Raw genomic sequence first — 26,516 nt, forward strand, 5'->3', positions numbered from 1 at the left:
TGGCGGTGAGGCAGCTACTCGGATGTGGGCGGGGCGAAGCTCACGTGGATGCGGTTCCGGTTGAAAACATCCCAGTCGACGTGCAGGACAAAAGACTGCTGGGGATGCGCCCGCTCGATGTCGATTGAGGTGGAGAAGTCCCCTTCGTCGGTGAGTACTTTGACGGCGCTGCGCACATCCTCCGGGTCACTCTCAAGTTCCTTCGCGAGCTGATCAAGGCTCACCAGGATGTGATCGACTTCCTGCTCGTCGGTGCGGAAGAACCGAATAATCGCCTGCGCGGTGCGCTCGTGAAGCCTCTCCCAGCGGATCTTGTCTTGCCGCGCTGCTTCTCGCGCATCGAGCGGGAGCACCTCCGCAGGAAGTGGTGCGTGCGGATTGAGGAAGAGCCCGCCTGCCTCGTTCGCGCTGAGGACGTTGCAGGAGACGAGGAGGTCGACCAAGGCCCCGAAAGTGTGCGAGACAGGGAGGTTCTTCGAGGCGAGGTAGCGTGCAAAATCTGCTTGGTCTAGTTCTCGTTGGGCCTTGTCCTGGGCGTTCAGTTCGTCCGCGGTGCGGGACTCATCGGGTTCGCCGAAGTCCTCATCGAGCTCGGCGAGCTTCTCCTCTGTCCACGGCTCCAGGGGTTCCCAAACTGAGGAGTCGAGACCATCCGGAGTGTGTGGGTTCTCTGCGCGGAGCATGGAGTCGAGCGCGGTCCGCGTGATGGGGCCGGCGCTGGCGAGTTCACCGAAAAGGATTACGACGGCGGGCGGCAGAGTACTGCTCCACCCTCTGCCGAACAAGATGTCGGTGACCGTCTGCATCGGGTGTGGCTCTTCGCTCATGCATCGATTATCTCGTGTGCGGATGCGGTGGAGAATCTATGCTTCGCGATGCCCTGAGCAGCAGGCTGTTCGGTCCCATGAGCATGAAGGCTCCGCGAAGGATTCACGTCTTACTTCCTTCGGGCAACGACCTCCCGAGTGCGCGCGATTGCCAGAAGAACAAGACTGGCAGGCCCCATCGCCAGGAAGACGAGACCCATGACGAGGCACCAGAGCATCGGGATGCTGAGCCACGGTTCGCCGCCGCCCTCGATGAGTTCCTTGAAGATGTTCGCCACGAGGAAGTAGGGAGCCGCGATGAGCATGGCGGGCACGCCCCACTTGTGGCTGTCGCGGCGGTGGATGATCCGCATGATGAGCCGGAGGCTCGGCAGGTACCTGGCCAGGAAGCCGAAGGCTTTGATCACTCCCGCGGTGATACCGCTGAACATGGTGAGTTCCTCTCGTTAGCGCAGAGCTATTCAGAAGCGGCGCTAGGAGAGTTGCCCGAAGGCCTGCCCGGAGGCGGAAATGTTGATCACAGGGGTGACCGCTCTGCTTCTACTGTACGTCGAGGCGGCGCGACCGGGAACCCTCGCGTCAGAGAGTGCGTCCTCGTTCCCTCGCGGACGCTCGCCCACCCGCCTGCGGCCGAGCACGTTCAGCCGCGAGCGCATGGGCGCGCTGGATCGCCTGCGCAGCGCGGGCGTGGTCGATCTTCTGCGCCACCCCGTCCGGCTCCGGGCCGAGCGCGTCGGCGCTGGTGATCGTGTAGCGGTCGCGGTAGGCGGCGACCGTGCACGCGTATCGTGACCACGCCTCCCGCTTGCGCGGTTCGTCGGGGCGACTCCCTAGCGCCTGAGCCCACGCGGTGCCATCGGCGATCGCCTGTTCGGCGAGGGTGGCGGCTCGGTTCTCGATGAGCTGGTGCCGCTCTGCGAGCGCCTGCTTCATATCGGGGTCGGTGATCCCGACCGCGACGGGGATGAGGCCGGCGATGAGTTGCGATGCCCGGCGGGTGCGTCCGGTGCTGGCCGGTTGGGCGGTGGCGTTTGCGACGCGCCAGTGCAGCACGGAGGCGATGTCACCGGCGTCATCGAAGCCGCGCGCTTTGACGAGGCGCGGGAAGATCCGGTCAACGTCGTGGTGGTTCGCCTCGGCACGGCGAAGCTCCGCAGCGAGGGCACCGAAAGCGTCGGAATCGAGCACCGCATCCGCTTGTACGGGGCTGAGGCCGGATGCATGGATGAGGGTGGCCCAGCGGTCGTGTTGTGCTTCGGTGGCGATGGTCTCGTACTCGGCGGCGAGCTGCAGGATCGATCCCCACCGTTCCTGCTCCGCCTGGATCGTCTCGTGCACGGAAAGCTCAGCCCCGGAATGATGCAGCACCCCGTAGAGCACCCGCCGGGCTGCCTCTTCCATGTCTTCGACCTCGTGCGAGTGCGCGTGCGCGTCGTCCGGGGTGTCGGTGGCGACGTACGCGAGGTTCGCATCCTTGCCACGGGTCAAGGCGACGTACAGGTTCTCGCGGGTCATCGACGGGTCGACCAGCACATGCGAGGTGTCCACCGTCACGCCTTGCGCGCGGTACGCGGTCACGGCGTAACCCAGGTCGAGGTGCTGGGCGACGTAGTCGGCGGGGAGCACGATCGACTCGCCACGGCCTGGGCTGGCGGGGCGCACGGTCACTGATCCGTCGCGGCGCACGTTCGTGATCGTCCACCTGTTCCCGTTCTGCACCCACGAGAACCGGGTGCGCAGCTTCCGCTCGTTCTTCCGCGTGATCACCGTGTCACCGACAGACGCTTGGACGCCGCCGTCCAGGGTGACCTCGCCTCGGAGCGGGTTCACGACATCGGCGAGGATGAGCTCGGTGCGGGCGCGCAGGTTCAGCGCCGTAACCGCGTCGTCGGAGTCGGAGACGAGGATCGACGCGATCCCGGCGGCTCGGTCTGCGCGCCATGCTTCGTAGGCTCGTGCGGTCATGTCGTCGGTGGTGCCGCCGATGATCCGGTCGGCGTCCTCGTAGACTCCGATCACGTCGGGTTCCCCGAGCCGAAGCCGGAGCGATGCTCGTTTCTCCCACTCGTGCGTGAAGCGGTGGATCGTGGAGAGTTCCGGGGTGTCGTGGCGGTCGCCGGCGAGGAGCCCGAACGCGCCGGCCGCTGCTGGGGATTGGAGTTGTCCGTAGTCGCCGACGAGGAGAATCTTTGCGCCGGCTTTCGCGGCGGCCCCGGTGATGCGGTCGAGGGCGAGGGTGCCGGCGAGGCTCGCCTCGTCAACGATCACGAGCTGACCGGCTTGGAAGGTTCTGCCGGTCGTCATGTGCAGCGTCCACCATCTCGCGGTGTTCTCGGTCTTGATCCTGAGATCCCCGGCGAGCACTTCCGCAGCGACCGCCGATGGGGCCAGCCCGACCACGGACCCGGCGCCGTGTTGCTGTTCCCAGGCGGTGCGGAGCGCGAGCATCGCGGTCGTCTTCCCAGTGCCAGCCGGGCCGACGAGGAGATCAAGCTGACGGCCAGAGACCGCGATCCGGGTGAGTGCGTCGGCCTGGTCGGGGCCGAGCATCCGCCCCTCCCGATCCGGCCGCCTCGTGACCCTCTCGATGAGGGCGAGCGGGAGCTCGGGCCCGGTCAGGGTGCGCGAGCGTTCGAGGAGCCGCTTCTCCGCATCGAGCAGCGCCTCGGACGAGTACAAGGTGCCGTGGCGGGGGCGGAACGCGCTCGACCCATCCGGCCGCTGAAACCTGGCCGGCGTGGACGCGAGCTCCGGCGGCGTCAGTCGCAGCGAGGCGCGCTCGGCGGCATCGACGACCATGCCGGTGACGGCCTCCCGATCCCGCGCCGTCGCGAAACGGTACTCCATCGTCTGCCGTGCGGCCTCGGCGGTCAGGTTCCAGCGATGCCAGGTCGACCGCTTCTCACCCACCGTCTCCATGACCTTGCGGCCGATCTTCTCGATCTCCTCCAAAGGAAGGTCATCGGCACGCAACACCCGCACGGGTGCTACCGGGATCGCCTCTCGCACCCATTCCGACGCCTCCCGCCCCAGCCGCGCTGTGGCGCGCTTGCGCCATTCGGTGGTGAGGTCGGCAAGGGAGCGCACCTGCTTCTCAGGCCGGGTAGACAAGGTGGCTTGAGCGCGGAGCTTGATGATCGTCGCCGCGGACGGTTGCCGGCCGTGCTTCTGAACATACTCGGCGATGAGGCGGTCTTTCTCGGCATCGATCAGGCGGGCGCGAGTGGAGAACTCGAGCACGAGCTCTTCCGGCACCGTCCTGACAGCCCAGGCGGGGTTACGGTCACGGCCACGATCCCGCGCCTCCCATGCCACGCTGAGTAGCCGGGTGAGGTGGTCGGCGATGATCGCCTCGTGCAGTTCGGAGAGCGCGACGGTCGCGGCGTGCATCGGCCGCCCATCCAGCGACCGCCACCGCCCATCCAGCACGGTCTTCACCTTGTTCGACACGACGACATGGGTGTGCAGATGCGGATCACTGCTGCGGGAGTCGTAGTGGTCGTAGGCCGTTGCGGCAAGCCCGAAGGTATCGACCTGCGCGACCGCGCCGCCGTCCGCGCCGATCATGCCGACGCGGGTCGCGGCGACCTCTCGTTCCATGAAATCGATCACCTCGGCAATCGCCGCGTGATGCGCTTCGGCGATGAGCGCCTGGGTGCCAGCATCGGCGACCGCCCAGAGCACCGACGCCGACTTCGGAAGCGAGAACGTGTAGTCGTATCCGGCGACGGCCTTCCGAGTGCCGCGTGCGTGTTCTTCGGCTTCGATCTCCGCGACCGCTTCCGCACGCGACGCCGGGCCGAGATTCGGGTCGAGGGCTTCGACGCGCTCGGCGATGTGCTCGGCCGGGGTCTTGTACACCGGGTAGGCGCGGCCGAGCGGGTCGCCTGTCACCGGGTCGCAGCCCATCCCGATGAGGAGCTGGAGCTGCTGCTCCGATACCTCCTCGCCGGGAGTGATGCGGCCTCCGCCGAACTGGGTGAGGCCAGAGCCGAGCCACCGGCCGGGAGGGTTCCCGGCCTCGGCATAGTAACGAGTCAACGGCGTCGACAGGCTCCGGTCACCATCGCCCGCGACCACGGAGCGCAGGAGGTATTTGTAGCCGTCGCCGGCGCTCATCACCCGCATCGAGACAGTCATGCCAATAAGGTGAACCCGACATCGTCAGCGTTTCCGAAGACATGTCACTTGTCCCCATGTCTTCGTCGCTTGCCTCGTGTGCGTAATAAGGGCGATGCCAGAGATTCGACGCTTTGTGTATGAGGAGCATTCGACAGACTTCGAGTGTCTGACGGAAAGAAAGTGAACTTTCGGTAGCGGTGGTGAAGTCGTGGCCCATGGTGCACGAGCCATGCCTCATGCTGGGAGGGAAATGTCATCGCTTGAGCATCGGCCCCCATTGCCCTCAGGGTCATCCCTCGGTGTGTTCTTGGTTTTTCTTCGCCTGGGGCTGACATCGTTCGGTGGCCCCGTGGCGCACCTCGGGTACTTTCGTACCGAGTTCGTGGAACGGCGCAGGTGGCTCAGTGATCGTGCCTATGCGGACCTTGTCGCGCTGTGCCAGTTCCTGCCGGGCCCGGCGTCGAGCCAGGTCGGTATGGCTATCGGGCTGCAGCGTGCCGGAGTGCTTGGAATGGCAGCGGCCTGGGCGGGTTTCACCTTGCCCTCTGCCGTGCTGCTGCTCGCGTTCGCGTTCGGGGTCTCTGCGCTCGGCGATCTGTCTCAGGCCGGGTGGGTGCTCGGATTGAAGGCTGCTGCGGTCGCGGTCGTCGCCCATGCGGTGCTGGGCATGGCGAAGTCTTTGACGCCTGACGCTCGCCGCGCGACGATCGCCGTCGCAGTTATGGCTTCCGTCGTGCTCGTTCCCGGCTCCCTGACCATGCTCGGCGCCCTGTTCATGGCGGGCATCTTGGGGCTCCTCGTCTGCCGCCCTCAGCACGACCCCGCAGAAAGCGGAGACACTTTTCCGGTGCGGATACGACCTGCCGTGGCGGCGATCAGCCTGGCCGTGTTTGGGCTGCTACTGGGAGGCCTGCCGATCCTCACCATGCTCACCGGGAATGCGACGGTGGGCCTATTCGATATCTTCTATCGCACAGGGTCGCTCGTGTTCGGTGGCGGTCATGTCGTCCTGCCGCTGCTGGAAGCCGAGACGGTGCAGACGGGGCTTGTGGAGTCCGGCACCTTTCTTGCTGGCTACGGTGCCGCTCAGGCGGTGCCGGGGCCGTTGTTCACGTTCGCCGCATTCCTCGGTGCGGTCACCACGAGCGGCCCAGGCGGGATGGCAGGAGCGTCAATCGCCCTGATCGCGATCTTCTTGCCATCCGCGCTGCTCGTGCTGGGGGTACTGCCGTTCTGGGAGCGACTGCGCCGCATAGTCGGGGTGCAGCGTGCTCTGATGGGCGTGAATGCCGGGGTCGTGGGTTTACTCGCCGCAGCACTTTACGATCCCGTGTTCGTCGAGGGTGTTACGGGTGTCGTTTCGTTCCTCGTGGCGGTGCTCTCCTTCGTGGCACTGGCCTCGTGGAAAGCGCCGGCATGGGCGGTGGTGTTCGCCACCGCCGGACTAGGTATCGTGCTGCTGTGAACAGTCCAGATTCCAGCCGTCACTGATGTAGGTGAGGCTGGCCTGCGGTGCGGGGGCAGCGCCCGCCTGCGAAAATGAGTAGCATGAGCCGATTTCTCGCCGCAGTCAGGGCGTATCCGCTCGTCTTCGCAACCCTGCTGGTCGCGACGATTGGGCTCCTGCTCCTCGCGACGCCAGCGAGCGGCGTGGCACGGTGGATCGTGGGCGGGTACGCGCTCGCGATCGCGGCGTGGGAGGCAGTCGGGATGATCCGGCAGCTCCTACGGAAGCATGCGGGGCTCGACATTCTCGCGGTAACCGCGATCACTGCGGCCGTGCTCGTCGGGGAGCCGTGGGCGGCGCTCGTGGTGGTGCTGATGCTCACCGGAGGTGCGGCGCTCGAAGACTACGCCGAGCACCGTTCCAAGAGAGAACTCACCGCGCTGCTGCGCAAGGCCCCGCAGCAGGCCACGAAGATCCTCGACACCGAAACCTCGGCGCACACGGCGGATACAGCCACCGAGGAGGTGCCAGTCGATGCGGTCGCGGTCGGTGACCTGCTGCTCGTGCGCCCGGGCGCACTGGTGCCGGTGGACGCGATCCTCGTCTCCGAGCACGCCGTGTTCGATGAGTCGTCGCTCACGGGCGAGAGCCTGCCGGTCGAACGTCAGGCCGGGGAGAAGGTGTCGAGTGGTGCGGTGAACGGCCAGGCCGCGGTGACGATGCGCGCGGCAGCGCCGGCTTCGAAGAGCGAGTACCAGCAGATCGTGCGGCTCGTCGAGCAGGCCGCGAGCAGTAAGGCGAAGGTCGTGCGGCTCGCGGATCGCTACGCGGTGCCGTTCACGATCCTCTCCCTGGTCATCGCCGGTGTCGCGTGGGCCGTGAGCGGTGACCCGGTCAGGTTCGCCGAGGTGCTGGTGGTCGCGACCCCGTGCCCGCTGCTGATCGCGGCCCCGGTCGCGTTCCTCGGCGGAATGAGTCGGGCGGCGCGTTTCGGACTGATTGTGAAGGGCGGCGGCACCCTCGAACAGCTCTCCCGCGCCCGCTCGGCCGCATTCGACAAGACCGGCACCATCACCACCGGGAAACCCACCCTCGAACGCATCGTGGCTGCGCCGGGGTTCGACGCAGACGAAGTGCTACGCTTTGCGGCCTCAACCGAGGTCTACTCCTCGCACGTGCTCGCCAGCGCCGTCGTCGGAGCGGCGAAGCAGCGTCAGATTCCGCTCCTCGAAGCATCCAAGGCCGAGGAGTTCGCCACCAACGGTGTCGCCGCAACCCTCCGCACGCCTGAGACACCGAACACAGTGCTCGCGCGGGTCGGCAAGCCCTCCTGGGTAGGCGAATATGCGCCAATGCTTTCCGTGGCTGACCTTGCGCCAGGCGAGCTTGCGATCTACGTTGCGGCGGATGACCGCTTCGCGGGTGCGATCATCATGCGCGATCAGGTCCGCGAGGAGGCAGAGGCCGCCCTCCGTGAACTCACGACACTCGGCATCGAGCGCACCCTGATGGTCACCGGAGACGTAACCGTCACCGCTCAGCCGATCGCGGAAAAACTCGGAATCAGCGAGGTGCATGCGGAGTGCCGCCCCGCAGACAAGGTGCGCATCGTGAGCGAGGTGCGGCCGCGCCCCCTCATCATGGTCGGCGATGGCCTGAATGATGCACCGGTGCTCGCGGCCGCCGACATCGGATTCGCGATGGGTGCTCGCGGCGCGACCGCTGCGAGCGAATCGGCGGCCGTCGTCAACCGCTACGACACGCTCTCCTCGCTGCCGCGCGCGGTGCGGATCGGCCAGGATACCGTGCGGATCGCGCTGCAGAGCATCTGGCTGGGCATCATCATTAGCGTCGCCCTGATGCTCATCGCCGCGTTCGGATTCTTACCGGCACTCCTGGGCGCGTGGATGCAGGAGCTGGTCGATCTCGTTGCGATCCTCGGTGCACTCCGCGCGGTCGGCCCACGATCCGAACGCCTTGCAAGCGCCGGGCCGCACAAGACAACTACCCCCGTTCAGGTAGCACACACTCCACAAAGGAACTGATCCATGACTCCTCACTCATCTGACACGCACCATCCCGGTGAAGCTCACCTCCAGGACATCGGCCAGCGCCTGAACTGGCTTCGCGCCGGAGTGCTCGGTGCGAACGACGGCATCGTGTCGACGGCGGGCGTCGTGATCGGTGTCGCCGCAGCCGCCCCAAACAACGTGCTCGCGATCGCCACTGCCGGTATCGCCGCGATCGTCGCAGGCGCGTTCTCGATGGCTGGCGGAGAGTACGTCTCGGTCAGTACGCAGCGCGACACCGAGCAGGCGCTAATCGCCAAGGAAAAGCGGGAACTCGAGACAATGCCCGACGAAGAACTCGAAGAGCTCGCTGGCCTCTACCGGCAGCGAGGCCTCTCCGGCGAGCTCGCGCATCAGGTCGCCGTCGAACTCACCGCGAATGATGCGCTCGCCGCCCACGCGGAGGTCGAACTCGGTATCGACCACGAAGAGTTCACCAGCCCCTGGGCAGCCGCGCTATCGTCGTTCGTTGCGTTCGCGGCCGGCGCGCTGATCCCCCTTGTGATGATCCTGCTGCCCCTCGGGGAACACCGGATCTGGGTCGCGGCAGTCGCCGTCGTGCTCGGCCTGTTCCTCACGGGATGGATCAGTGCTGCTCTCGGTGGTGCTCCGCGCGGCAGGGCGATCCTGCGTAACGTGGTCATGGGCTCGGCCACAATGATCGCAACCTACCTCATCGGGCTGCTCTTCGGCGTCGCGGTCGCGTAGCACTAGTACGAGCCCAGGCAGGCGAGACACTACCGGCAACCCGATTCCCGTTTTCGTCCCTCGTCGCAGCCGTGCAACCGGGGGTTGCGTCAGGGATTGCAGCGCGCAACATCGCGCAACCCCGGCGGTGGGTCAGAAGAGCGTCAGGCCGTCGCGCTTGCTCGCCGGGGGTCGCTGCCGCGTGGGTGCCGGCAACCGTCTGGCCGATGCCTGCAACTCTTGGGGTTGCAGTCGCTCGGCGAGTACCCGCTTCACGTCGCTCCACAGATCTGGGCGGTCGAGGTGCGCGTCTTTTTCGCAGTCGCGGCGCAGCTCGTTCAGGAAGCTCGCTCGTCGTTCCGGGGTGGATAGTTGCGCGTCGTAAAAGCCGTCGAGGTCGTAGTGCGCGATGAACCCGAAATAGCCGTGGGCCGAGAGCCCCTGGTAGAGCGATCGAGTGAAGCGTTCGCGCGGGCAATCCGCCGCGATGAACCGGAGCAAGGCGTTCACGAACCTCGCCTTGTGCTCCGGAGTGCCGGAATCCCACCCCGAAGCCTCGAACTGGGCCGGCTGGTATGTCGTTCTCGCGCTCATCGGTGGTCGTCCTTCCTGAACGCTCGGTCGCGTTCGGGAAGGAGGTGCGCGCGGGTGGCTCTGCGTGTACTCACGGGCTCTGAAACCTCATCTGCAAGACGCGTGGAGGCTCGGGAGGGAGGAGGCGAAGAGGTAGCTGAGGACGCGGTGGCGGTGAGGGCTGCGGAGGCGAGGAGCCGGGCGCGGGAGCGGGGGCCGGGTCTGCGGGAGAGATGTCGGGGGTGAGCAGGGCGCGGGTATCGCGGCGTGCACCTGTGAGGTGATCAGCTCGGCGCGCTGGAACCTCGGTAGAGGGGTGCCGCCGGGATCGCAGACCGGCAGGAACCCCGATGCTCACACCTCCCGAAACGCTCGACCCCGAACCGCTCAAGGTTGGGTCGCTGTTTTCCGGCTACGGTGGCCTCGACCTCGCCGTCGAGCACGTCTTCGGAGCACGCACCGCCTGGTTCTCCGAGATCAACGAACCCGTCGCCCACGTGTTCTCCCATCACTGGCCGGATGCACCCAACCTTGGCGACATCACCATGATCGACTGGCGCACCGTCGAGCCGGTGGACATCCTCTGCGGCGGGTTCCCCTGTCAGGACGTCTCCACCGTGGGGAAGATGGCCGGCCTCGCGCCCGGCACGCGCTCCGGGCTCTGGGCGAACATGGCCGACGCCGTCGACCAGCTTCGGCCTGAGTGGGTCGTGATCGAGAACGTGCGCGGCCTGCTCTCAGCCTCGGCGATCCGCGCAACCCCCGAAGATGCAACCCTTCAAGGAGACGAACGTGCAACCCCTGACCCCGCAACCCTTCGCCATCTGGAACCCGGCCTGTGGGGTCTGGGAAACCAGCCAGCTCGACCTCTCCGGGCGCTCGGCGCCGTACTCGGAGACCTGGCCGACCTCGGGTATGACGCACGATGGATCGGCCTACCCGCTTCCCTCGTCGGCGCTCCGCATCCCCGGTTCCGCGTCTTCATCCTCGCCCGTGCCACTCTTCCGAACCCCGCTCGCCTCCGACGCGGCACGGGGCGGGGAGAACCTGGATCAAGTGCGGGCACGACGGGGAACGATCGCGCTCTCGCACCAGGTGATCGACCTCGCCCTGAACGGACCCAATGGCTCACCGAAATGGAGAGCCAAATCAGAGACACTGTGGAACCTGATCGACGGCATCTTCACCGCTGGGGAAGATATGCTGCGGCCATCGCCAGATGGGAGCACATCACCGGACGAGCTGCGCCCGCACCTGCGCTCCTGAACGACTCGGCTGGGCCTCGCCCAGCGTCCGCATTCGTGGAATGGCTCATGGGCCTTCCTTCTGGTTGGGTCACTCACTCGCTCCCTGCGCTCACCTTGAATCAACAGCTTGCAGCGCTAGGCAACGGCGTTCTGCCTCTCCAAGCAACCTTGGCACTAACCCGACTTCTCTCTCTCCTCAAACCGACCAGGAACTGACCCTCGAGCACCGAGCACTTCTTTCATTCTCGAAGAGTCGTCGCGAGACTGGCCCTGAACCAAATCTAAAATGGAGAATGCAGCGTTTTGTACCAGTGCTGGCTCAGACAAGGGTCCTGTCCAAACCTTTTAAGTCCAAGAGCTGCACTTGTGTCAGATACATCTTTGTTCGTTCTGGGTCTGCGATTGTGAGTAGCGACAAAGGCGACAGATCGCTTCTTCCCGGCGATCTCATGATCCTTGGCCCCAACCTGTCGTGCGAGAAGATTCCTAACAGCACCGTAACCCTGACAACCGTTTACGCGGATTTCGAGTATCTCGCGGACCAACTGCTTTGGGAGATGTCAACGATCTTCATTGATCGCTCGCAGGTTCTAAGCTACCTGGGCAAGACCTTCCCTGAACAAGAGGTCTTGCTGCGCCTAAATGCTGAAGATCACAAACGTCTCTCCGAACAGCTGAACCTATTGGTTTCGGTGAGCAAGATGAGTCAAAACTTCTATCAGATTCAGTCTGCATTTGGAGAAGTTTTGCAAATCCTGAATCAGCGGCTGCTACCTGTTGAGCTACTGCAAAACAGAGGGCTGGGCACTCCAACAGTCAGGCGGACCGGGGTGAATAGTTTCAAGATCGTTTCAAGAGAGGCGGCTGCAATTCGGGGGCTGATTGAGCGGGAGCCGTCGCGGCGCTGGACGTTAGCGGAGCTCGCGCAGATCGTTCATCTTTCCCCATCTCAGTCATACAGACAGTTTGTAGCCGCTTACGGCACAAGTCCCCTCGGTTACCAAACGATTCAACGAGTTCGATTCATGGCACATTGCCTGCGAACAACTCGCACTCCGGTGAAAGAGATAGCCCGCGAGGCTGGATGGCGAGATGCGGGCCATGCTGCCGAAATCTTTCTTCGGCATTTCGGGCAGACACCAACTGGTTATCGTTCTTTCTTCGGGGATCAAAGCATGACTTCGGCCGAACTAAGCCTGTTGGTCGATACTCTCATCCCAGGCCAACCTTCCTTCCGCTAAACATATTCGGACTCGCTGGGTTCAATGAAGAAGCTATCGGTTACCTGCCCGCTTAGGATCCACATCCTCTGCGGAGTTCTCGGCGTACCTCAAGGTGACTGGGTCGCGTGTGTTGCGCGTCTCGTCGAGAGGAGCCGGGGATCATGGCGGGAAGAAGGAGCAGCGAGGAGCTTCGGGCTGTGCGCGAGGCGCAGGTCGAGGAGCTGCAGGAGACGCTAAATGCGTCGGTTGAGGCGTTGGTCACGGGCGAGGACTGGAAGCGAGCGCTGACGTTCGTGGCGCAGTTCCGTAAGCGCAGCGTGAACAATGTGCTGCTGATCTTCGCGCAGCACGAGGCCGCGTTCGCTGGCGGCCTGGTGCCTGATCCGTACCCGACGTATGTGGCTGGGATGAAGCAGTGGCAGTCGCTCGGGCGTGAGGTGATCGACGGGCAGAAACCGTATGGCATCCTCGCGCCATTCAAAGCGCGGTTCGCGTCAGCGACGCCGAGCAACCCGGATTCGTGGCGGAGGCTCAAGCCACGCGAGCGGCCGAGGCCGGGCGAGTCGGTGCGGGAGCGGATGATCGGCGTCACGCCCGCCCGAGTGTTCGACATCTCCCAGACCGAGGGTGCGGAGGTACCGCTCCCACCGCGTCCGAAGCTCCTGGAAGGCGAGGCACCTGCCGGACTGCGAGAGGGCCTGATCGGACAGATCTCGGCGGCGGGGTACGAGTTCCGGCAGGTGCCGCATGAGCAAGAGATTCGCGGCGCGAACGGGCTCACACATTGGAACGAGAAATGGGTCGCGGTGCGCACGAACATGGACGATGCCGCGCAGGCGAAGACCCTCGCGCACGAGCTCGCCCACATCCGCCTGCATGACCCCGACGACGAGGACGCGACCCGGCATCGCGGGATCGCGGAGGTCGAGGCGGAGTCGGTGGCGCTGATGATCGGTGCCGCGCACGGCATGGATACCGCCGCTTACACGATCCCGTATGTGTCGGGGTGGGCGGCGACCGTGGACGGGAAGGACCCGGTGACGGTCGTGAAGCACACTGCCGAGCGGGTGCGGCAGATCGCCGTCTCGATCCTCGACCAGCTCGATACCGTGCAGCTTGGCACCGGGGAGCCTCCCGGCCTCGTCCGCGAGCCTCCTGCTCGTGCTGCGTCGAAGCAGCCGGCACGCACCGGCCGCACCTCCACTGCGAGGTCGCGCCCCGCACGGGCAGCCGAACCGGCGCGCAAGCCAGTCGACGCGCGAGGGCTGTCATGAGCGCCGGCCAGCTCCTCACCCCGGTCGCGGGCATGACGCTTGCTGAGGCCGCCCAGCACTATGCGAGCCAGGGCGTGCCGGTGTTCCCCTGCGTGCCCGGCGAGAAGCGGCCGCTCGTCGCGCACGGCTTTCACGATGCGACCGCCGACCCCGGGCAGGTCGCGGCGTGGTGGCAGAGATGGCCGGAGGCGAATATTGGCATCCCGACCGGTCCCGCGTCGGGGGTCGAGGTCGTCGATGTCGATGTGAAGGGCGATCCTCCGCGCGGCCCCGAGTCCTGGCAGCGCGCCACCCGGACCGGCCTCCTCGACGGCTGGGTCGCGCACGTCGTCACCCCGTCGGGCGGGCTGCACGCCTACTATCCAGTGGCGGAGGCCGAGCAGCGGTCGTGGGCGTCCGGCACCGCGCAGCTCGACTTCCGCGGCACCGCCGGCTACATTATCGCCCCGCCCTCCCGCGCGCTTGTTGGCGGTGAAGTGGCGGCGTATCAGCTTCTCGAACTCTCGCCTGATCCTGCTCGGCCGGTGGATGCGGGCGCGTTGCGGGAGTTCCTGGACCCGCGGCCGCCGCGTGCGTCGTGGCAATCGCCGTCGTTTCGCGGGAGTCTCGAAGAGCGCACCGCGCATATCGCGGCATGGCTGAGCGGGCGGAGCGAGGACCGGAACGTTGGCCTGTACTGGGCGTCCTGCCGTCTCGCCGAGAACGGGGCCACGCTCGCGGAGGCGTTCGATGCGCTCGGGCCAGTTGCCGAGGACATCGGCCTGCCACCGAGGGAGATCGAGCGGACGATCCGCTCCGCCTACCGCGCCCCTGCGCAGCCGGCCCCTGCGCAGGGCAATGCGCGGCAGTCGCAGGCGCGGCGGGAGCCAGCCAGTCGAGGGCGGGTGCTCGCATGACGACGACGGTGGTGCGAGGAGGTGGCCGGCTTGCGGTCGTGACGGCGGTGGCGGGCACGGTGCTGATTGCGGCGGGCGCATTCTGGCTCTCCTTTACCTCGCTCGCGGACCTGGCGCGCCGTTCCGGGATCGATGTCGGGCAGGCGTGGGCGTGGCCGTTGATCGTGGACGGGATCATCGTCGTCGCAACGGTCGCGGTCGTTGCGCTCGCGGGCACCCGGCAGGCGTGGTATCCGTGGCTGCTGCTGATCTGCGGGGCGGGTCTGTCTGTGACGGCAAACTCCATCCATGCGCTCGTCGCCGCCGATGCCGATGTGCCCGGTGTGCTCGCGGCGTCGGTCGCGGCGGTACCGCCGGTGGTGTTGCTGTCGATCACGCACCTCACCGTCATCCTCACCCGCCACCACAACACTGCCCCCGCGAACCCGGAAGAGACCTTCACGACGGCCGAGGAAGGGGCGGCGTTGCCGGTTTCGTCTGCGGTGGTCTCGGCGACGTTCCCGCTGCCCTCGATCATCGACGCCCGCCCGGCCGTCGCGGAGGCTCCCCGAGCGGTGCCGGGTGGTCGGGGTGTTGCGGAGGCGTTGCGCGCGGAGGGGTGGTCGAACAAGAAGATCGCCCGGCACCTCGGCGTCCATGCCTCGACCGTCGGCCGCTGGTTCGTCCCCGATCAGCACACCGTCGCCGGACAGACACCTGAGCCAGCCGAAGACGATCTCGAACCTGAACTTGACCCTGCATCCGTTCTTGACGAGGAGGAGGAACCCTCATGAATCCCGACGATCAGACCCCAGAGTTGGGGCCGCCGGAGGCCGCGCGCTCGCGGCTGCATCCGGCGCTTGCGGCGGCGATGGCCGCCGAACGCGCCCGGCCGGCCGAGGAGGCTGCGGCGGAGCGGTCGATGCTCGCCACGCACCGCGACCCCTCACTCACGCGGCAAGACACCGCTCCTACGCGCACTGGAACTGCCGAGGCCGAGACACCGGAGCCGGAGGGGTGGCAGCGCACGCAGGTGCGGTGGGTGCGCCCGGCGGAGCTGATCGCCGGCGGCGGTGCTCGAGTGACCGGGTGGGGCGTGGACCTCAGAGCCGAGCTGCTGCGTCGCGCCCGCGAATCCGTGCACGAGCGCCGCGCCGTCCGGGCGGAGCGTCCTGAGCGGAGCGAGCGTGCGAAGCGGCTGCCTGATCTGTCGATCGGCGGGCGCCGGAGAACCCCCGCACGCCGCGAGGCCGAGCGCGCGGGGATGGGGCTGAGGTGAGCTGCCATGTCCGCACGCATCGACTTGCTCGCGCAGGACCTTCCCGCCCCCATGCAGCGCTGGCGCACCACTCCGGTAGGAGGTGCCATCATCATGACCAGCCATCGCAAGACCAGAACCCCCGCGACCGCGCCCAGAACTCCGGGCAGGGCGCGGGGGTTCGAGCATCCCGAAGGACTCCGCGCCCTGCTGATACGCCTGCAAGGGCAAGGCCAGTGGGCGTGGCAGCACGACCCCGAAGTGACCGCACTCATGCGGCACGCCGCCGACCGCTACGCCGCGCTCGCCCGCCGGCACGGCTTGGACCCGTGGGAGGCCGCCGCGGCGGCGTTCGATGCGATGCGGACCGGGGCGGTGCGCCGCGCCGACGATCCCTGGGCGGTCGTCACCCGTGCCGTGCAGGTGACCTGCATCGCCGAGGAGCGCGCGAACGGGCTCTTGTGTTCGGTGCATCAGGCGCGCAGGCCGAAGTTCTCCGCGCACCACGACGCCGAACGCTTCTCCGACCGGGAGAACCCGCTCACCGACTACCATCCCAGCTTCCGCGCCCCCGACCCCTTCGCCGAGGTCGCCGAAGCTGAGGCGGATGAAGCCGCCGGGCGGGTCGCCCCGGCGATCGAGGATTGCGTCGCGTTGTTTCACTTCCTTGGCTGGCCGGAAGAGGCGGCACGTTCCGGGATCGAGTACATCGTGACGCGGCTCGCCGAGTGCCCGTCGCGTGCCTCGGCGTTCGAATCGCTGCGCCGCGACTACCACGCCCGCGCCCTCCTCGACCTTCCGGCCGGGTCGTGGCTGTCGATGCTGCGGGTCGTGCTCGGCAACCCCGACCCGAACCTCGCCCACACTTCCGCAGCACGCGGCGTGCTCCATCGGCTCGTGAACGAAGAACCCCTCCGCTCGCTCCTCACGGATGAGGCCGTGCTGTCGGAGGTGGTGCTCTCCGCTCCGGGAGGGGGCGGGTGCCGTGGCTGCGAGTAGCCCTGGGCATATCGAGCTGGAACGCGCCCTCGACTCCATCGTCGTCGGCACGCGGCATCGCACCGATCTCGGCGACATCGACGCCCTCGTGGAGTCGATCAGCCGTGTCGGCCTGTTGCAGCCGATCACCCTCACCCCGGACGGGGTGCTCGTGTGCGGGTGGCGCCGCTACCACGCGCTACGCCGGCTCGGGCATCGCACGACGAACGTGTGGATCAGGTCCGGGCTCACGGACCGGCTCAGCCAGCTCCTCGCCGAGCAGGACGACAGCGCCATGCACAAACCTTTGTCGCTGATCGAGGCGGAGTCGCTGTACCGGGAGCTGAAAGCCGTGATGGCCGAGGACGCTGCGCGCCGGCAGGAGGCATCACGCTTCGGCAGCACCACCAGGGAATGCGGAGATGATGCGGAAGCCGGCGATATTGCGGGAGTCTCCGGTGCCGTCGAATCGACGGCACCGCGCTCCGCCGGGGAAGCACGGGTGCAGGCCGCCCGCATGGTGACCGGGCGCGGCTCGCAGACGATGCTCGAACAGATCGGCCGCCTCAAGGACCTCGCGTGCGACGACACCCGCCCTGAGCACATCCGCGCCCAGGCCGTCGAGGAGCTGGCGCGGATCGAGGCCGGCGGGAAGGTGCATGGCTCGCACCTGCGCATGAACGCCGCGCTCTCGCTCGATGAGCTCGACCGCCTTGTCACCGACCCCGGCACGCCGGAGATGGTGCGGGCGCAGGCCGCGACCTCCGCCGCCGAGGTGCGAGCCGCAGGGCACGAGGCGCGCACGGCGGAGCTTGCGCAGCTCGCCGCCGACGCAGTGGCCCGGATCACCGCGGCGAAGCGCGCCGGGAAGAAGAAGGGGAAGCCCGAGGCGCGACCGCGGCTGGCGCTCGTGATGCTGCCGCCGCGCGCGTTCCTCGCCTTGTGGGCGGACCTGGACGGGTGGACGACCCGCTACGAGGCCGCCGAGATCGCACAGGCGCTCACCCCCTCAGAGTGGGAGCGGGTCGAGCGGGTGCTCGCCGAGACCATCGCCTTCCTTACGATCATCCGCGACCTCCGCACCGAAGCTGCCAAAGCCGCCAACGATGCCGCCGCTGAGCCGCGGCGGGGCGGGGTGCGGGCGGGCTGACCCAGGGCGCGGGGTGCGCACCTCCTGAGCATCGACTTCCAGGAGGTTCCGCATGGACCCGAACGCTGACCGCCCGCCCCGCAGGCTCTTCATCGCCGCAGCAGCCGGCGCGGCCGTGCTCCTGCTGCTGATCGGCGTCGGCGTCTACGGTCTCCTCCGCGGCCCCGCCACCCCGCACACGCTGGCGACGCCTGCGAGCCCCGCCGAGGAAACGCGGCAGCCGAGCTTCACACCGCGCCCGGTGCCCGAGACCTCGAACGGAGAGGCGTTCGCGCGGTCAGTGGCGGAGCGGCTGTTCGGGTGGGATACCGGCCTCGAGTACGGGCCGGCCGACTACATGCAGCGCCTCGTCGATGTCGCCGACCCCGCAGAAGCGCCGGGCCTGGCCGCGGATGTGCGCGGCTACTTCCCGGAGGCGAGCGCCTGGGGGGAGCTGCGGCAGTACCAGACCCGGCAGTGGATCGAGGTCGAGAGCATCGTCGTGCCTGCGGATTGGGCGGCGGCGAAGGCCCAGGCCGGTGCCGGGCAGCTCCCGCCCGGCGCGATCGCCTACACGATCACCGGCACCCGCCACCGCACGGGCGTGTGGGATGGGCGGGAGACCTCGGATGCGCGCCCGGTCGCGTTCACGATCTTCGCCGCCTGCACCAGCGGCGATGGGTGCCGGCTGCTCCGGTTCTCCGCCGTTGACCAGCCACTCCGGTAGCCCAGGGCTCTGCTGATGGTGAAGAAGCTGTTGATCCTCGGCCTGGTGCTCTTCTGCCTGGGTCCGTCGGTCGCGATCGTGAGCGTCGGCGCGCTTCTCGGCCCGGTGCTGTGCATCACGGGATCGCTCACGGTCGGGCCGATCCCGGATTCTCTCACCGCGACCACCGCGGACGGCACACCGGTCACGCTCGACCGGACGCAGCTCACCCATGCGGCGACCGTGATCACGACCGGGGCGGGCATCCCCGGCGTCGGACAGCCCGGCGTTCGGGTCGCGCTCACAGCCGGGCTCACGGAGTCGCGGTTGCGGATGCTCGCGAACACTGGCGCCTACCCCGAGTCGGGGTCGTTCCCGAACGACGGCGACGCCTCAGACCATGACTCGCTCGGCATCTTCCAGATGCGCCCGCAGGCTGGGTGGGGCACGGTCGCGGAGCTCATGGATCCCGTGTATCAGTCCCGAGCGTTCTACGGTGGCCCCGACGGGCCGAACTATCCGTCACCCAAGGGGCTGCTCGATATTCCCGGCTGGCAGCAGATAGACCCAGGAGCTGCGGCCCAGGCGGTCGAAGTGTCCGCCTATCCGGACAGGTACCGGAACTGGGTGCCCGTCGCGGATGCGATCCTCACCGCGCTCACGAAACCCGCCAATAGTGGTGGAGGGGGCACGAGCGGGCCGGATCCGGTGCCGGAGACTTCGCGCATCGTGTTCCCACTCCCAGAAGGCACCTACACCAGCACCGATTCATTCGGGTGGCGTTCGGATCCGTTCACCGGGGAGCGCGAGTTTCACTCTGGCAGCGACCTCGCAGCGGCTGACGGGACCCCGATCTCGGCGATCGGGGACGGGCGGGTGACGGTCGCCGAGTTCTCCGCCGGGTGGGGTGGCCTCATCATCGTGGAGCACACCGTCGGAGGCGAGCGGGTCGCGTCGTACTACGCGCATATGTGGCAGGACGGCATCTACGTCACCGCCGGAGAAACCGTGACCGCGGGGCAGCACATCGGCGATGTGGGCTCATCGGGCCGCTCCACCGGCGCGCACCTGCACATCGAGATCCGCCCGGGCGGGCAAGGACAGCCACCCGTGGACGCGGTCGAATGGCTCTCCCAGCACGGGGCCGTCGCCACAGGCGACCACGGACCTCGGCAGGGCGGCTGCCAGATCGGGGCCGGCGCATGAACGTGTTTCCCGACTTCGGCGCAGTCACTGGCGCGGACGGGCTGACCGAGGCGGTCGCGGCGATGTTCACGATCGTGCTCATCGCCTCAGTTTTGACGCTCCTGATCTCCGCGATCGCGTGGGCGATCTCCTCCTCGACCGGGAACCCCTACACGGCACAGAAAGCCCGCGTCGGCGTGTTCGTCGCCCTCGGCGCTGCCGCTCTCGCCGGGGCCGCCGTCGCGTGGACGAATTTCCTCATCACCGTTGGCGACACCCTCTGATCTCGCTCTGACCTGCCACGTTCTGCCGGATCGCCGGGGCGCACCTGCCTGCTGGTGGACGAGTCGCGTCCCCGCATCGACAGGAGGACCACCCGTGATTGACATCAACCCGAACAGCGACGGGCTCCCCGGGATCGCGCAGCTGCGCGAGATCGTGGGCGCGGTCATGACGGCAGGGCTCATCCTTGCCGTGCTGGCGCTGATCGTCTCGGCGATCATCTGGGGCTTTGGAGCGAACAGCAGCAACCCACACTTGGCGTCCAGGGGAAAAACCGGGGTGCTCGTGTCCTGCGGGGCTGCGATCCTGTGCGGTGCGGCGGTCACGCTGATCAACTTCTTCTGGACTGTCGGCCAGGCCGTCAACTAGCTGGGGTCGGTGAGTCACGGTGAGTATCTGCGACGTCCCGATCATCTCCACCGTCTGCACCGCCGTCGGCGAGGGCCCTGCTGGGCTATTCTTCGGTTGGGTCGCGGACGCGATGGGGCTGGCCGTCTCCACACTGTTCCAGGGCATGTGGGAAGTGTTCTCCACCACGACCGCCGTGGACATCACCTCGGACGGATACATCCGCGTCTACAACGTTCTCTTCGGGATCGCAGTCGTCGTGACCCTCCTGCTGTTCTGCTTCCAGCTCATCGCAGGGCTCGCCCGACGCGACCCCTCAGCATTGACGCGCGCCGGTATCGGAGTCGCGAAATCGGTGCTGGGGTCGTTCGTGCTGATCACTCTCACCGCGCTGCTCCTACAGGTCACCGATCTGCTGTCGGTCGGAATCATGCAGGCCGCCGGCGAAACCATCGAGAGCATGGGCGGCCGGCTTGCGCTCCTCACCGCCGGCCTCACCGTCGTCGGAGCAACCAGCGGGGCCGGGGCACTGCTGATGATCTTCCTCGCCGGCCTCATGATCGCCGCAATCTTCATCCTCTGGTTCTCGCTCCTGATCCGCAAAGCGCTGCTGCTGGTCGCGATCGTGCTCGGCCCCATCGCCCTCGCCGGTCTCACCTGGGAAGGGTCGCGCGGATGGTTCGGCAAGTGGGCGACCTTCGTGGTCGCCCTGATCGCCTCGAAACTCGTCGTGACCGTCATCTTCCTTGTCGCACTCACCCAGGTTGCGACCCCGATCACTTTGGATCTTGCCGTCCTGTCGGAACCCATTGCCGGAATCGTGCTGCTGTTCATCGCGGCCTTCGCCCCCTACATGGTCTACAAGTTCCTTTCGTTCGTGGGCTTCGACATGTATCAGGCGGCGTCGATGGAGCAGGAAGCGAAGTCGGCGCTCAACCGCCCCCTCCCGATCCCGTCCAAACCGAACGCTGGTCAGGCGAAGCAGGTGCTCGACGGTGCCGGGTCGAAAGGCAAGCCAGCCGCGCCCGAACCCGCCCCTGCATCATCTGTGACTCCCGCCGCCCCCGCGGAGGGAGCCGCGGCCGGAGGCAGCACGGGCGGTGCCGGAGCGGGCGCGGGCGGCGGTGCGGCTGCGGGAGGAGGCGCGGCGGCTGCCGGGCCGATCGTCGCTGGTGCCGTGATCGTGAAGGAAGCCGTCGAAACGGCCGCGACCGCAGGTCCCGCGCTCGGCGGGGCGATCGGGGAAGTCGCCGACGGACACGCGGCATCGGCTGGCGAGAGTTCCGCCCCGCCGCCTGCGACCTCGCAGGCGCAACAGCCGCCGACGGTGCTCCCGCCACCGAGTTCGCGGCCATCCGATGCCGGATCGGAGGGGTGAGCGGTCATGTCCAGCACCAGCACCCCGTTCGAGCTGCAGACGATCCAGTTCTCAAGGCTCACCCGCCGCGGCATCCTGCTCGGCTTGTCGCTGTCGCAGTTGATCGTGCTCGCCTGCGCGCTCCTCGTAGTCGTCGTCGCGCTGTACACGAGCGGCGGTGCGGGGCTTGCCTGGTCGTCGCCCGCGTGGCTGACGCTCGCGGCGATCGCGTGGGTGCCCGTCAGTGGGCGCAAGCTAATCGAGTGGGCGCCGATCATCAGCCGATGGCTGCTCCGCACCCGTGCGAAGCAGACACGCTATCGCCGCCGCATGATCCGGCCCCGCCCGGCCGGCACCCTCGCCCTGCCCGGCGACCTCGCAGCCCTGCGCGAGTGGCACGATCCCGAGACGGGGGCGGCGATGATCCACGACCCGCACGCGCAAACCTTGACGGCGATGTTGCGGGTGCAGCATCCGGCGTTCGTGCTCCTTGACCCGGCCGAGCAGCAGCGCCGCGTCACCGGCTGGGGTCGCGTTCTCGCCGCCGCGTGCCGGTCCGGCAGGATCGCCCGCATCCAGGTCATGGAGCGCACCCTGCCCGATTCGGGGTCGGGGCTTGCCGAGTGGTGGCGGCAGCATGGCACCGATGACGGCTCCTGGGCGGCCACCACTTACCGGGAACTCATCGAGCGTGCCGGCCCCGCCGGCGAACGCCACCAGACGACCATCTCGCTCGCGCTCGACATGCGCGCCGCCACCCGGCAGATCAGGAGCGCGGGCGGCGGGATGGGCGGGGCGGCGGTGGTACTCAGGCAGGAGATGCAGTCGTTGCAGACCGCGCTGCGCAGCGCGGAACTCGCGTTCGCGGGGTGGCTCACTCCGGGCGATGTCGCCCTGATCCTCCGTACCGCCTACGACCCCGCCGCAGGCCCCGCCCTCGAACGCCACGGCGCCCTCGGCCGTGATCTTGCCACGGCCGGCCCGGTCGCGGTGAACGAGGCGTGGGATCGGCTGCGCTCCGACAGCGGCCACCACGCGGTGCTGTGGATCAGCGAATGGCCCAGAGCGCAAACCTTCCCAGGCTTCCTCGCCCCCTTGGTACTCACCGGCGGCGTGCTCCGCTCCCTGTCGCTCCACTATCTCCCGGTGCGCGCCGACCAGGCGGCGCGCGACCTGCGGAAGAAGAAGACCGAGATGATCGCCGACGCCGCACAGCGCCGGAAGATCGGGCAAGTCGAAGACACCCAAGCCAGTGCGGAGTTCCAGGACGTGCTGCAACAGGAGAGTGAGCTGACCGCGGGGCACGGCATCCTCCGGGTGATCGGACTCATCTCCGTCTCCGCACCGACCCCGGGTGAGCTCGATGCGGCGGTCGCGCAGATCGAGCAAGCCGCGATCCAGTCCTCCTGCGAAACCCGCAGGCTCGTCGGCCAGCAAGCACAGGCATTCACCGCAGCCGCGCTCCCGCTCTGCCGTCCGCTCTGATCCTGCCTGCGGGTATCCCGGAAGGCCCTGGCGCACCTGGCAGAAGACACCACTCCCCGGAAGGAGCCGATCATGCCCACCCTCCTCGAAGACGCGCAGGACGTCTCTGCTGCTATGCGGAACTTCGCAGATTCGCTTCGCGACGCCGCCGAGCCCGGCGACATCTACCCGATGCTCGGGGAACTCCTCGGCACTTCCCGTTCGCTCACAGCGGTGTTCAACAGGATCTCGGTCGCACTCGCAGACTATCGCCCGCAAGCGACCGACGACCAAGGCAACCCGGAAGCCGGGGCGAATGCCGTGCAGCACACGCTGATCCGGCTGCGGGAGGCCAGGAGTCTCACCGTTCAGTTGGAAGCCGCACTCGATCAAGCCTCGCAATCGGCGGGCACCATCGCCTGGCGCGCGCCGGCCCCCGCTCCTGCTCCGGCACCGCAGCCGCCCCGCTACGTCAACATCGTGTTCTTCCAAGGAGAGGAGGCCGACCGGATCATCGAGACGATCACCATGCACGGCCTGGATGCCGCGTTCGAGCAACTTACCGGGCACGATCACGGCGACGAGACCTTGGACGCTGCCCTCGAGAACGGGTACCTCTACGACCAGCCCCCGACGGGACAGCTCGACCAGGTCGCGACCCGCGACGTGTACACGATGGTCTATAACCCCTTCATGGGGCATGTCGGCCTCTACCGGGAATACGACGCCCTCCCCGATCCCACACTCCTCGGTATCGAAGACCCGCCCGCACACGCCGCTGCCGCAGTGGCGCAGGTGCGGAAGGTATCGCGGGCGGATCGCCTCGGCACCCCGCGAGTGGTCCGGGCCGCCTATCCGACGCGGGCGAGCCTGCGTGGGCGGGGTGCGTGACCGGCCGCCACGCCTCCGATCAGGGGCGACTGCATACCTCGGTGCTCGTCGGCCCGGAAGGCGAACACCGCGCTCAACGCCGGGCACGCCGCGAGGCCGCCGCCCGGCTCCATGCTGAAGCCCGTTCCGCCCAGGCCGCATCGGCGCGGGCGGAACGGGAAGCGCAGCGGGAGGAACGGCGTGCGACCAGCTACCTGCCCCGAGCCGGAGAAGCCGGGGCGGCGTCGCTTCGCACGCCGGGCAGGTTCCGGCTCCCGCGCCACCAGGACACCTCGGCGACCCTCGCCGGGCACTACCCGTTTCTCGCGGAAGGTGGCCTCGGCTCGGCCGGCACCTTTGTCGGGCAGGACCTCTACTCGGGTGGCTCGTTCGTGTACGACCCGTGGGAACTGTACCGGCAGGGCGTCATCACCGCCCCGAACATGATCCTCGCCGGCATCGTCGGCAGCGGGAAGAGCTCTCTCGCAAAAGCGCTGTACACGCGGGGGCTGCCGTTCGGGCGGCGCGTCTACGTCCCCGGAGACCCGAAAGGCGAACACACCTCCGTCGCTCGCGCCGTCGGCGGGCGCGCGATCCTCCTCGGACCCTCGCTGCCCGCACGCCTGAACCCCCTCGATGCCGGATACCGGGCCGCAGGGATCGCGGACGAGGATTGGAAAGCGCAGGTCGCCGCCCGCCGCCGCGATCTCATCGGCGCACTGTCAGAGACGGTGCTCGACCGTCGCCTCTCGCCGGTCGAGCACACCGCGATCGACGTGGCGCTCGCTGACGCCGTGCGCTCTGCTGAGGTGCCGATCCTGCCGATGGTCGTCGAGCGCATCCTCGAACCCTCACCCGACGACGACCCCGACGGCAGGCTCGCGGAAGACGGCCGCATGGTCGGACACGCACTCCGCCGCCTCGTCGCCGGCGACCTGTCCGGCATGTTCGACGGGCCATCCACGGAGACCTTCGACCCGACGCTGCCGATGCTCTCCCTCGACCTCTCCCGCGTCGCCGAGAACAGCGCCCTGCTCGCAGTACTCATGACGTGCAGCTCGGCCTGGATGGAGGCCGCCCTCCAAGACCCGAACGGCGGCCGGCGTCTCGTCGTCTACGACGAGGCCTGGCGGCTCATGTCCTATCCGAGCCTCCTTGCCCGGATGGATGCGCAGTGGCGGCTGGCTCGTCATTTCGGGATCAGCAACCAGCTCATCTTCCACAAGCTGACCGATCTGGAGAACGTCGGAGATAGCGGGTCGCGGATGCGCGCCCTCGCCTCTTCGCTGCTCGCGAACGCGGAAGTGCGGGTGGTGTACCGGCAGGCGAGCGACCAGCTCGGCGCGACCTCGGAAACCCTCGGACTCACCGGCACCGAACGCTCCCTCCTCCCGACCCTCGGCATCGGCCAAGGCCTGTGGAAGATCAAGGACCGCAGCTTCGTCGTACAACACCAGCTCCACCCAGCAGAATTTGAGCTCTTCGATACTCGCGGCCGGATGCTCTAAGACTCCCGTAAGTTCACGATTCGTGAACCCTGAAATGGTGGGAACTCACGGGTCCAGGTGCTGTTTCAGCGTATCTGGACCCGTGAGTTCGTGCGGGTCAGGCTGGGGTCGCGGCGAGGCGGTTTTGCGCTTCCCATGCCTGGGTCGCGACCTGGACGGCGTCCCATGGGGAGCCGAGGGGTGGGGTGTAGGAGAGGTCGAGTTCGGTGATCTGCTCGATGGTGAGCCCGGCGTAGAGGGCGGTGGCGTAGGTGTCGACGCGTTTGGCGACCTCGGTGCCGCGCCTGCCGACGAGTTGCGCGCCGAGCAATCGGCCATCGCGGGTGTTGCCGGTGATGCGGAAGTGGATGGGGTGCGCGCCGGGGTAGTACCGCTTGTGATCGTCGGCCGCCGCCGCGATCGTCGAGGGCGTGTATCCGGCGGCGATCGCCTCGTGATCGCGCAGGCCGGTGCGGGCGGCGACGAGGTCGAAGACTTTGACGACCTGGGTGCCGACGGAGCCTTGGAAGGCCCGGTTGCCGCCGAGCGCGTTCTCTCCGGCGATGCGGCCCTGCTTGTGGCTCGTGGTACCCAAGGGCAGGTACGTCTGGCCCAGGAGGCGGTGGTGGGTGATGATGCCGTCGCCGGCGGCCCATACGTGCGGGAGCCCGGTGCGCATGTGCTCGTCGACGACCACGGCGCGTCCCGCGCCGAGGCGTGCCCCGGCCCGTTCGAGCAGTTCGGTGTTCGGCCGGACACCGACGACGACGAGGACGAGGTCCGTGGTCTGCGTGAATGGCTGGCCGGCGCGGGTGCCGGTGACGGTGAGGCCGGCCGGGGTCTTCTCGATGCCGGTGACGGTCGTGCCGGTGACGACCTCGACCCCATGCGTGGTGAGCTCGTCGTGGACGAGGGTGCCGAGTTCGGGGTCGAGGGTGGAGAGCACTTCGGGGCCGCGTTGAAGCTGGGTGACCGTCATGTCGCGGGTGATGAAGGCTTCGGCCATCTCAAGGCCGACGTAGCCGGCGCCGACGATGATCGCGGACTGCGGCTGCCGCGCGGTGAGGTCGTGGTCGAGGGCGAAGGTGTCGCCCATCGAGTGGATGAC

Annotated in this window: 24 protein-coding genes; 19 read left to right on the top strand and 5 right to left on the bottom strand. The window is 67.7% G+C overall.

Annotated features, from left to right (window positions below; translation table 11 throughout):
- Positions 1 to 14: 14 nt before the first annotated feature.
- The 3 genes from D1J51_RS16730 to mobF all read right to left on the bottom strand — a co-directional run bounded on the left by D1J51_RS16730 (position 15) and on the right by mobF (position 4,967).
- Entirely contained in the window at positions 15 to 827 is an 813-nt protein-coding gene (locus tag D1J51_RS16730; protein ID WP_119077064.1) for a DUF6042 family protein, read from the bottom strand.
- Positions 828 to 937: 110 nt separating this feature from the next.
- Positions 938 to 1,258, bottom strand: a complete 321-nt coding sequence (locus D1J51_RS16735; RefSeq protein WP_017882797.1) for a hypothetical protein — start codon at positions 1,256 to 1,258, stop codon at positions 938 to 940.
- 148 nt (positions 1,259 to 1,406) lie between these two features.
- The gene (gene mobF, locus D1J51_RS16740) at positions 1,407 to 4,967 is read right to left on the bottom strand and encodes a MobF family relaxase (protein WP_119077065.1); all 3,561 of its coding nucleotides are present in this window, start codon (positions 4,965 to 4,967) and stop codon (positions 1,407 to 1,409) included.
- A gap of 232 nt (positions 4,968 to 5,199) precedes the next feature.
- Here mobF and chrA point away from each other — a divergent pair, with 232 nt between their 5' ends.
- The 3 genes from chrA to D1J51_RS16755 all read left to right on the top strand — a co-directional run bounded on the left by chrA (position 5,200) and on the right by D1J51_RS16755 (position 9,173).
- Positions 5,200 to 6,414: a chromate efflux transporter gene (gene chrA, locus D1J51_RS16745; RefSeq protein WP_031289556.1), complete on the top strand. Its 1,215-nt coding sequence runs from the start codon at positions 5,200 to 5,202 to the stop codon at positions 6,412 to 6,414.
- Between the two features lie 83 nt (positions 6,415 to 6,497).
- Positions 6,498 to 8,441 (top strand): heavy metal translocating P-type ATPase, encoded by a 1,944-nt coding sequence (locus tag D1J51_RS16750; RefSeq protein ID WP_017882794.1) that lies wholly within the window; start codon positions 6,498 to 6,500, stop codon positions 8,439 to 8,441.
- A 3-nt stretch (positions 8,442 to 8,444) separates the two neighbouring features.
- The gene (locus D1J51_RS16755; protein ID WP_017882793.1) at positions 8,445 to 9,173 is read left to right on the top strand and encodes a VIT1/CCC1 transporter family protein; all 729 of its coding nucleotides are present in this window, start codon (positions 8,445 to 8,447) and stop codon (positions 9,171 to 9,173) included.
- Positions 9,174 to 9,305: 132 nt separating this feature from the next.
- Here D1J51_RS16755 and D1J51_RS16760 read toward each other — a convergent pair whose 3' ends face one another.
- Positions 9,306 to 9,746: a hypothetical protein gene (locus D1J51_RS16760; protein ID WP_017882792.1), complete on the bottom strand. Its 441-nt coding sequence runs from the start codon at positions 9,744 to 9,746 to the stop codon at positions 9,306 to 9,308.
- A 329-nt stretch (positions 9,747 to 10,075) separates the two neighbouring features.
- On the opposite strand from D1J51_RS16760, the gene D1J51_RS16765 reads away from it, so the two are divergent.
- From D1J51_RS16765 to D1J51_RS16840, 16 genes are all read left to right on the top strand, one after another.
- Complete coding sequence (locus D1J51_RS16765) at positions 10,076 to 11,188, top strand: DNA cytosine methyltransferase (RefSeq protein ID WP_119077067.1); 1,113 nt, start codon at positions 10,076 to 10,078, stop codon at positions 11,186 to 11,188.
- 77 nt (positions 11,189 to 11,265) lie between these two features.
- Entirely contained in the window at positions 11,266 to 12,213 is a 948-nt protein-coding gene (locus tag D1J51_RS16770) for a helix-turn-helix domain-containing protein (protein ID WP_081611572.1), read from the top strand.
- 143 nt (positions 12,214 to 12,356) lie between these two features.
- Complete coding sequence (locus D1J51_RS16775; RefSeq protein WP_017882790.1) at positions 12,357 to 13,469, top strand: ImmA/IrrE family metallo-endopeptidase; 1,113 nt, start codon at positions 12,357 to 12,359, stop codon at positions 13,467 to 13,469.
- A complete protein-coding gene (locus D1J51_RS16780) occupies positions 13,466 to 14,365 on the top strand; it encodes a bifunctional DNA primase/polymerase (RefSeq protein ID WP_119077068.1) in 900 nt (299 codons plus the stop codon). The genes D1J51_RS16775 and D1J51_RS16780 overlap by 4 nt, the downstream gene beginning before the upstream one ends.
- Positions 14,362 to 15,138, top strand: coding sequence for a DUF2637 domain-containing protein (locus D1J51_RS16785; protein WP_017882788.1), 777 nt, complete (start codon positions 14,362 to 14,364; stop codon positions 15,136 to 15,138). Before D1J51_RS16780 ends, D1J51_RS16785 begins: the two co-directional genes overlap by 4 nt.
- A complete protein-coding gene (locus D1J51_RS16790; protein WP_017882787.1) occupies positions 15,135 to 15,623 on the top strand; it encodes a hypothetical protein in 489 nt (162 codons plus the stop codon). The genes D1J51_RS16785 and D1J51_RS16790 overlap by 4 nt, the downstream gene beginning before the upstream one ends.
- Before the next feature lie 6 nt (positions 15,624 to 15,629).
- Positions 15,630 to 16,601, top strand: a complete 972-nt coding sequence (locus D1J51_RS16795) for a hypothetical protein (protein WP_238560281.1) — start codon at positions 15,630 to 15,632, stop codon at positions 16,599 to 16,601.
- Complete coding sequence (locus D1J51_RS16800; protein WP_017882785.1) at positions 16,588 to 17,730, top strand: ParB N-terminal domain-containing protein; 1,143 nt, start codon at positions 16,588 to 16,590, stop codon at positions 17,728 to 17,730. The genes D1J51_RS16795 and D1J51_RS16800 overlap by 14 nt, the downstream gene beginning before the upstream one ends.
- A gap of 52 nt (positions 17,731 to 17,782) precedes the next feature.
- Positions 17,783 to 18,436 (top strand): hypothetical protein, encoded by a 654-nt coding sequence (locus D1J51_RS16805; protein WP_017882784.1) that lies wholly within the window; start codon positions 17,783 to 17,785, stop codon positions 18,434 to 18,436.
- 15 nt (positions 18,437 to 18,451) lie between these two features.
- Positions 18,452 to 19,621 carry a M23 family metallopeptidase gene (locus D1J51_RS16810; protein ID WP_017882783.1) on the top strand — a complete coding sequence of 390 codons (1,170 nt, stop codon included), beginning with the start codon at positions 18,452 to 18,454 and terminating at the stop codon, positions 19,619 to 19,621.
- Complete coding sequence (locus tag D1J51_RS16815) at positions 19,618 to 19,884, top strand: DUF6112 family protein (protein WP_017882782.1); 267 nt, start codon at positions 19,618 to 19,620, stop codon at positions 19,882 to 19,884. The genes D1J51_RS16810 and D1J51_RS16815 overlap by 4 nt, the downstream gene beginning before the upstream one ends.
- A gap of 94 nt (positions 19,885 to 19,978) precedes the next feature.
- A complete protein-coding gene (locus D1J51_RS16820) occupies positions 19,979 to 20,251 on the top strand; it encodes a DUF6112 family protein (protein WP_017882781.1) in 273 nt (90 codons plus the stop codon).
- Positions 20,252 to 20,270: 19 nt separating this feature from the next.
- The gene (locus tag D1J51_RS16825) at positions 20,271 to 21,608 is read left to right on the top strand and encodes a TrbL/VirB6 family protein (RefSeq protein ID WP_017882780.1); all 1,338 of its coding nucleotides are present in this window, start codon (positions 20,271 to 20,273) and stop codon (positions 21,606 to 21,608) included.
- Between the two features lie 6 nt (positions 21,609 to 21,614).
- A complete protein-coding gene (locus tag D1J51_RS16830; protein ID WP_017882779.1) occupies positions 21,615 to 23,072 on the top strand; it encodes an SCO6880 family protein in 1,458 nt (485 codons plus the stop codon).
- A 72-nt stretch (positions 23,073 to 23,144) separates the two neighbouring features.
- Positions 23,145 to 23,942, top strand: coding sequence for a hypothetical protein (locus D1J51_RS16835; RefSeq protein WP_017882778.1), 798 nt, complete (start codon positions 23,145 to 23,147; stop codon positions 23,940 to 23,942).
- Complete coding sequence (locus tag D1J51_RS16840) at positions 23,939 to 25,429, top strand: ATP-binding protein (RefSeq protein ID WP_119077070.1); 1,491 nt, start codon at positions 23,939 to 23,941, stop codon at positions 25,427 to 25,429. Before D1J51_RS16835 ends, D1J51_RS16840 begins: the two co-directional genes overlap by 4 nt.
- 97 nt (positions 25,430 to 25,526) lie before the next feature.
- On the opposite strand, the gene D1J51_RS16845 is transcribed toward D1J51_RS16840, so the two are convergent.
- The coding region (locus D1J51_RS16845) for an FAD-dependent oxidoreductase (protein WP_119077075.1) at positions 25,527 to 26,516 on the bottom strand (990 nt) is incomplete at its 5' end.

Origin of the sequence: Leucobacter sp. wl10, assembly GCF_003569785.1 — a bacterium.
In the GTDB taxonomy this organism is placed as follows: domain Bacteria; phylum Actinomycetota; class Actinomycetes; order Actinomycetales; family Microbacteriaceae; genus Leucobacter.

Coding starts and splice junctions, on each gene's coding strand:
- D1J51_RS16790 (WP_017882787.1), top strand. CDS start 15,135: ATGAATCCCGACGATCAGACCCCAGAGTTGGGGCCGCCGGAGGCCGCG.
- mobF (WP_119077065.1), bottom strand. CDS start 4,967: ATGACTGTCTCGATGCGGGTGATGAGCGCCGGCGACGGCTACAAATAC.
- D1J51_RS16775 (WP_017882790.1), top strand. CDS start 12,357: ATGGCGGGAAGAAGGAGCAGCGAGGAGCTTCGGGCTGTGCGCGAGGCG.
- D1J51_RS16780 (WP_119077068.1), top strand. CDS start 13,466: ATGAGCGCCGGCCAGCTCCTCACCCCGGTCGCGGGCATGACGCTTGCT.
- D1J51_RS16835 (WP_017882778.1), top strand. CDS start 23,145: ATGCCCACCCTCCTCGAAGACGCGCAGGACGTCTCTGCTGCTATGCGG.
- D1J51_RS16755 (WP_017882793.1), top strand. CDS start 8,445: ATGACTCCTCACTCATCTGACACGCACCATCCCGGTGAAGCTCACCTC.
- D1J51_RS16805 (WP_017882784.1), top strand. CDS start 17,783: ATGGACCCGAACGCTGACCGCCCGCCCCGCAGGCTCTTCATCGCCGCA.
- D1J51_RS16810 (WP_017882783.1), top strand. CDS start 18,452: ATGGTGAAGAAGCTGTTGATCCTCGGCCTGGTGCTCTTCTGCCTGGGT.
- D1J51_RS16765 (WP_119077067.1), top strand. CDS start 10,076: ATGCTCACACCTCCCGAAACGCTCGACCCCGAACCGCTCAAGGTTGGG.
- D1J51_RS16750 (WP_017882794.1), top strand. CDS start 6,498: ATGAGCCGATTTCTCGCCGCAGTCAGGGCGTATCCGCTCGTCTTCGCA.
- D1J51_RS16730 (WP_119077064.1), bottom strand. CDS start 827: ATGAGCGAAGAGCCACACCCGATGCAGACGGTCACCGACATCTTGTTC.
- D1J51_RS16795 (WP_238560281.1), top strand. CDS start 15,630: ATGTCCGCACGCATCGACTTGCTCGCGCAGGACCTTCCCGCCCCCATG.
- D1J51_RS16770 (WP_081611572.1), top strand. CDS start 11,266: ATGCAGCGTTTTGTACCAGTGCTGGCTCAGACAAGGGTCCTGTCCAAA.
- chrA (WP_031289556.1), top strand. CDS start 5,200: ATGTCATCGCTTGAGCATCGGCCCCCATTGCCCTCAGGGTCATCCCTC.
- D1J51_RS16760 (WP_017882792.1), bottom strand. CDS start 9,746: ATGAGCGCGAGAACGACATACCAGCCGGCCCAGTTCGAGGCTTCGGGG.
- D1J51_RS16785 (WP_017882788.1), top strand. CDS start 14,362: ATGACGACGACGGTGGTGCGAGGAGGTGGCCGGCTTGCGGTCGTGACG.
- D1J51_RS16830 (WP_017882779.1), top strand. CDS start 21,615: ATGTCCAGCACCAGCACCCCGTTCGAGCTGCAGACGATCCAGTTCTCA.
- D1J51_RS16735 (WP_017882797.1), bottom strand. CDS start 1,258: ATGTTCAGCGGTATCACCGCGGGAGTGATCAAAGCCTTCGGCTTCCTG.
- D1J51_RS16815 (WP_017882782.1), top strand. CDS start 19,618: ATGAACGTGTTTCCCGACTTCGGCGCAGTCACTGGCGCGGACGGGCTG.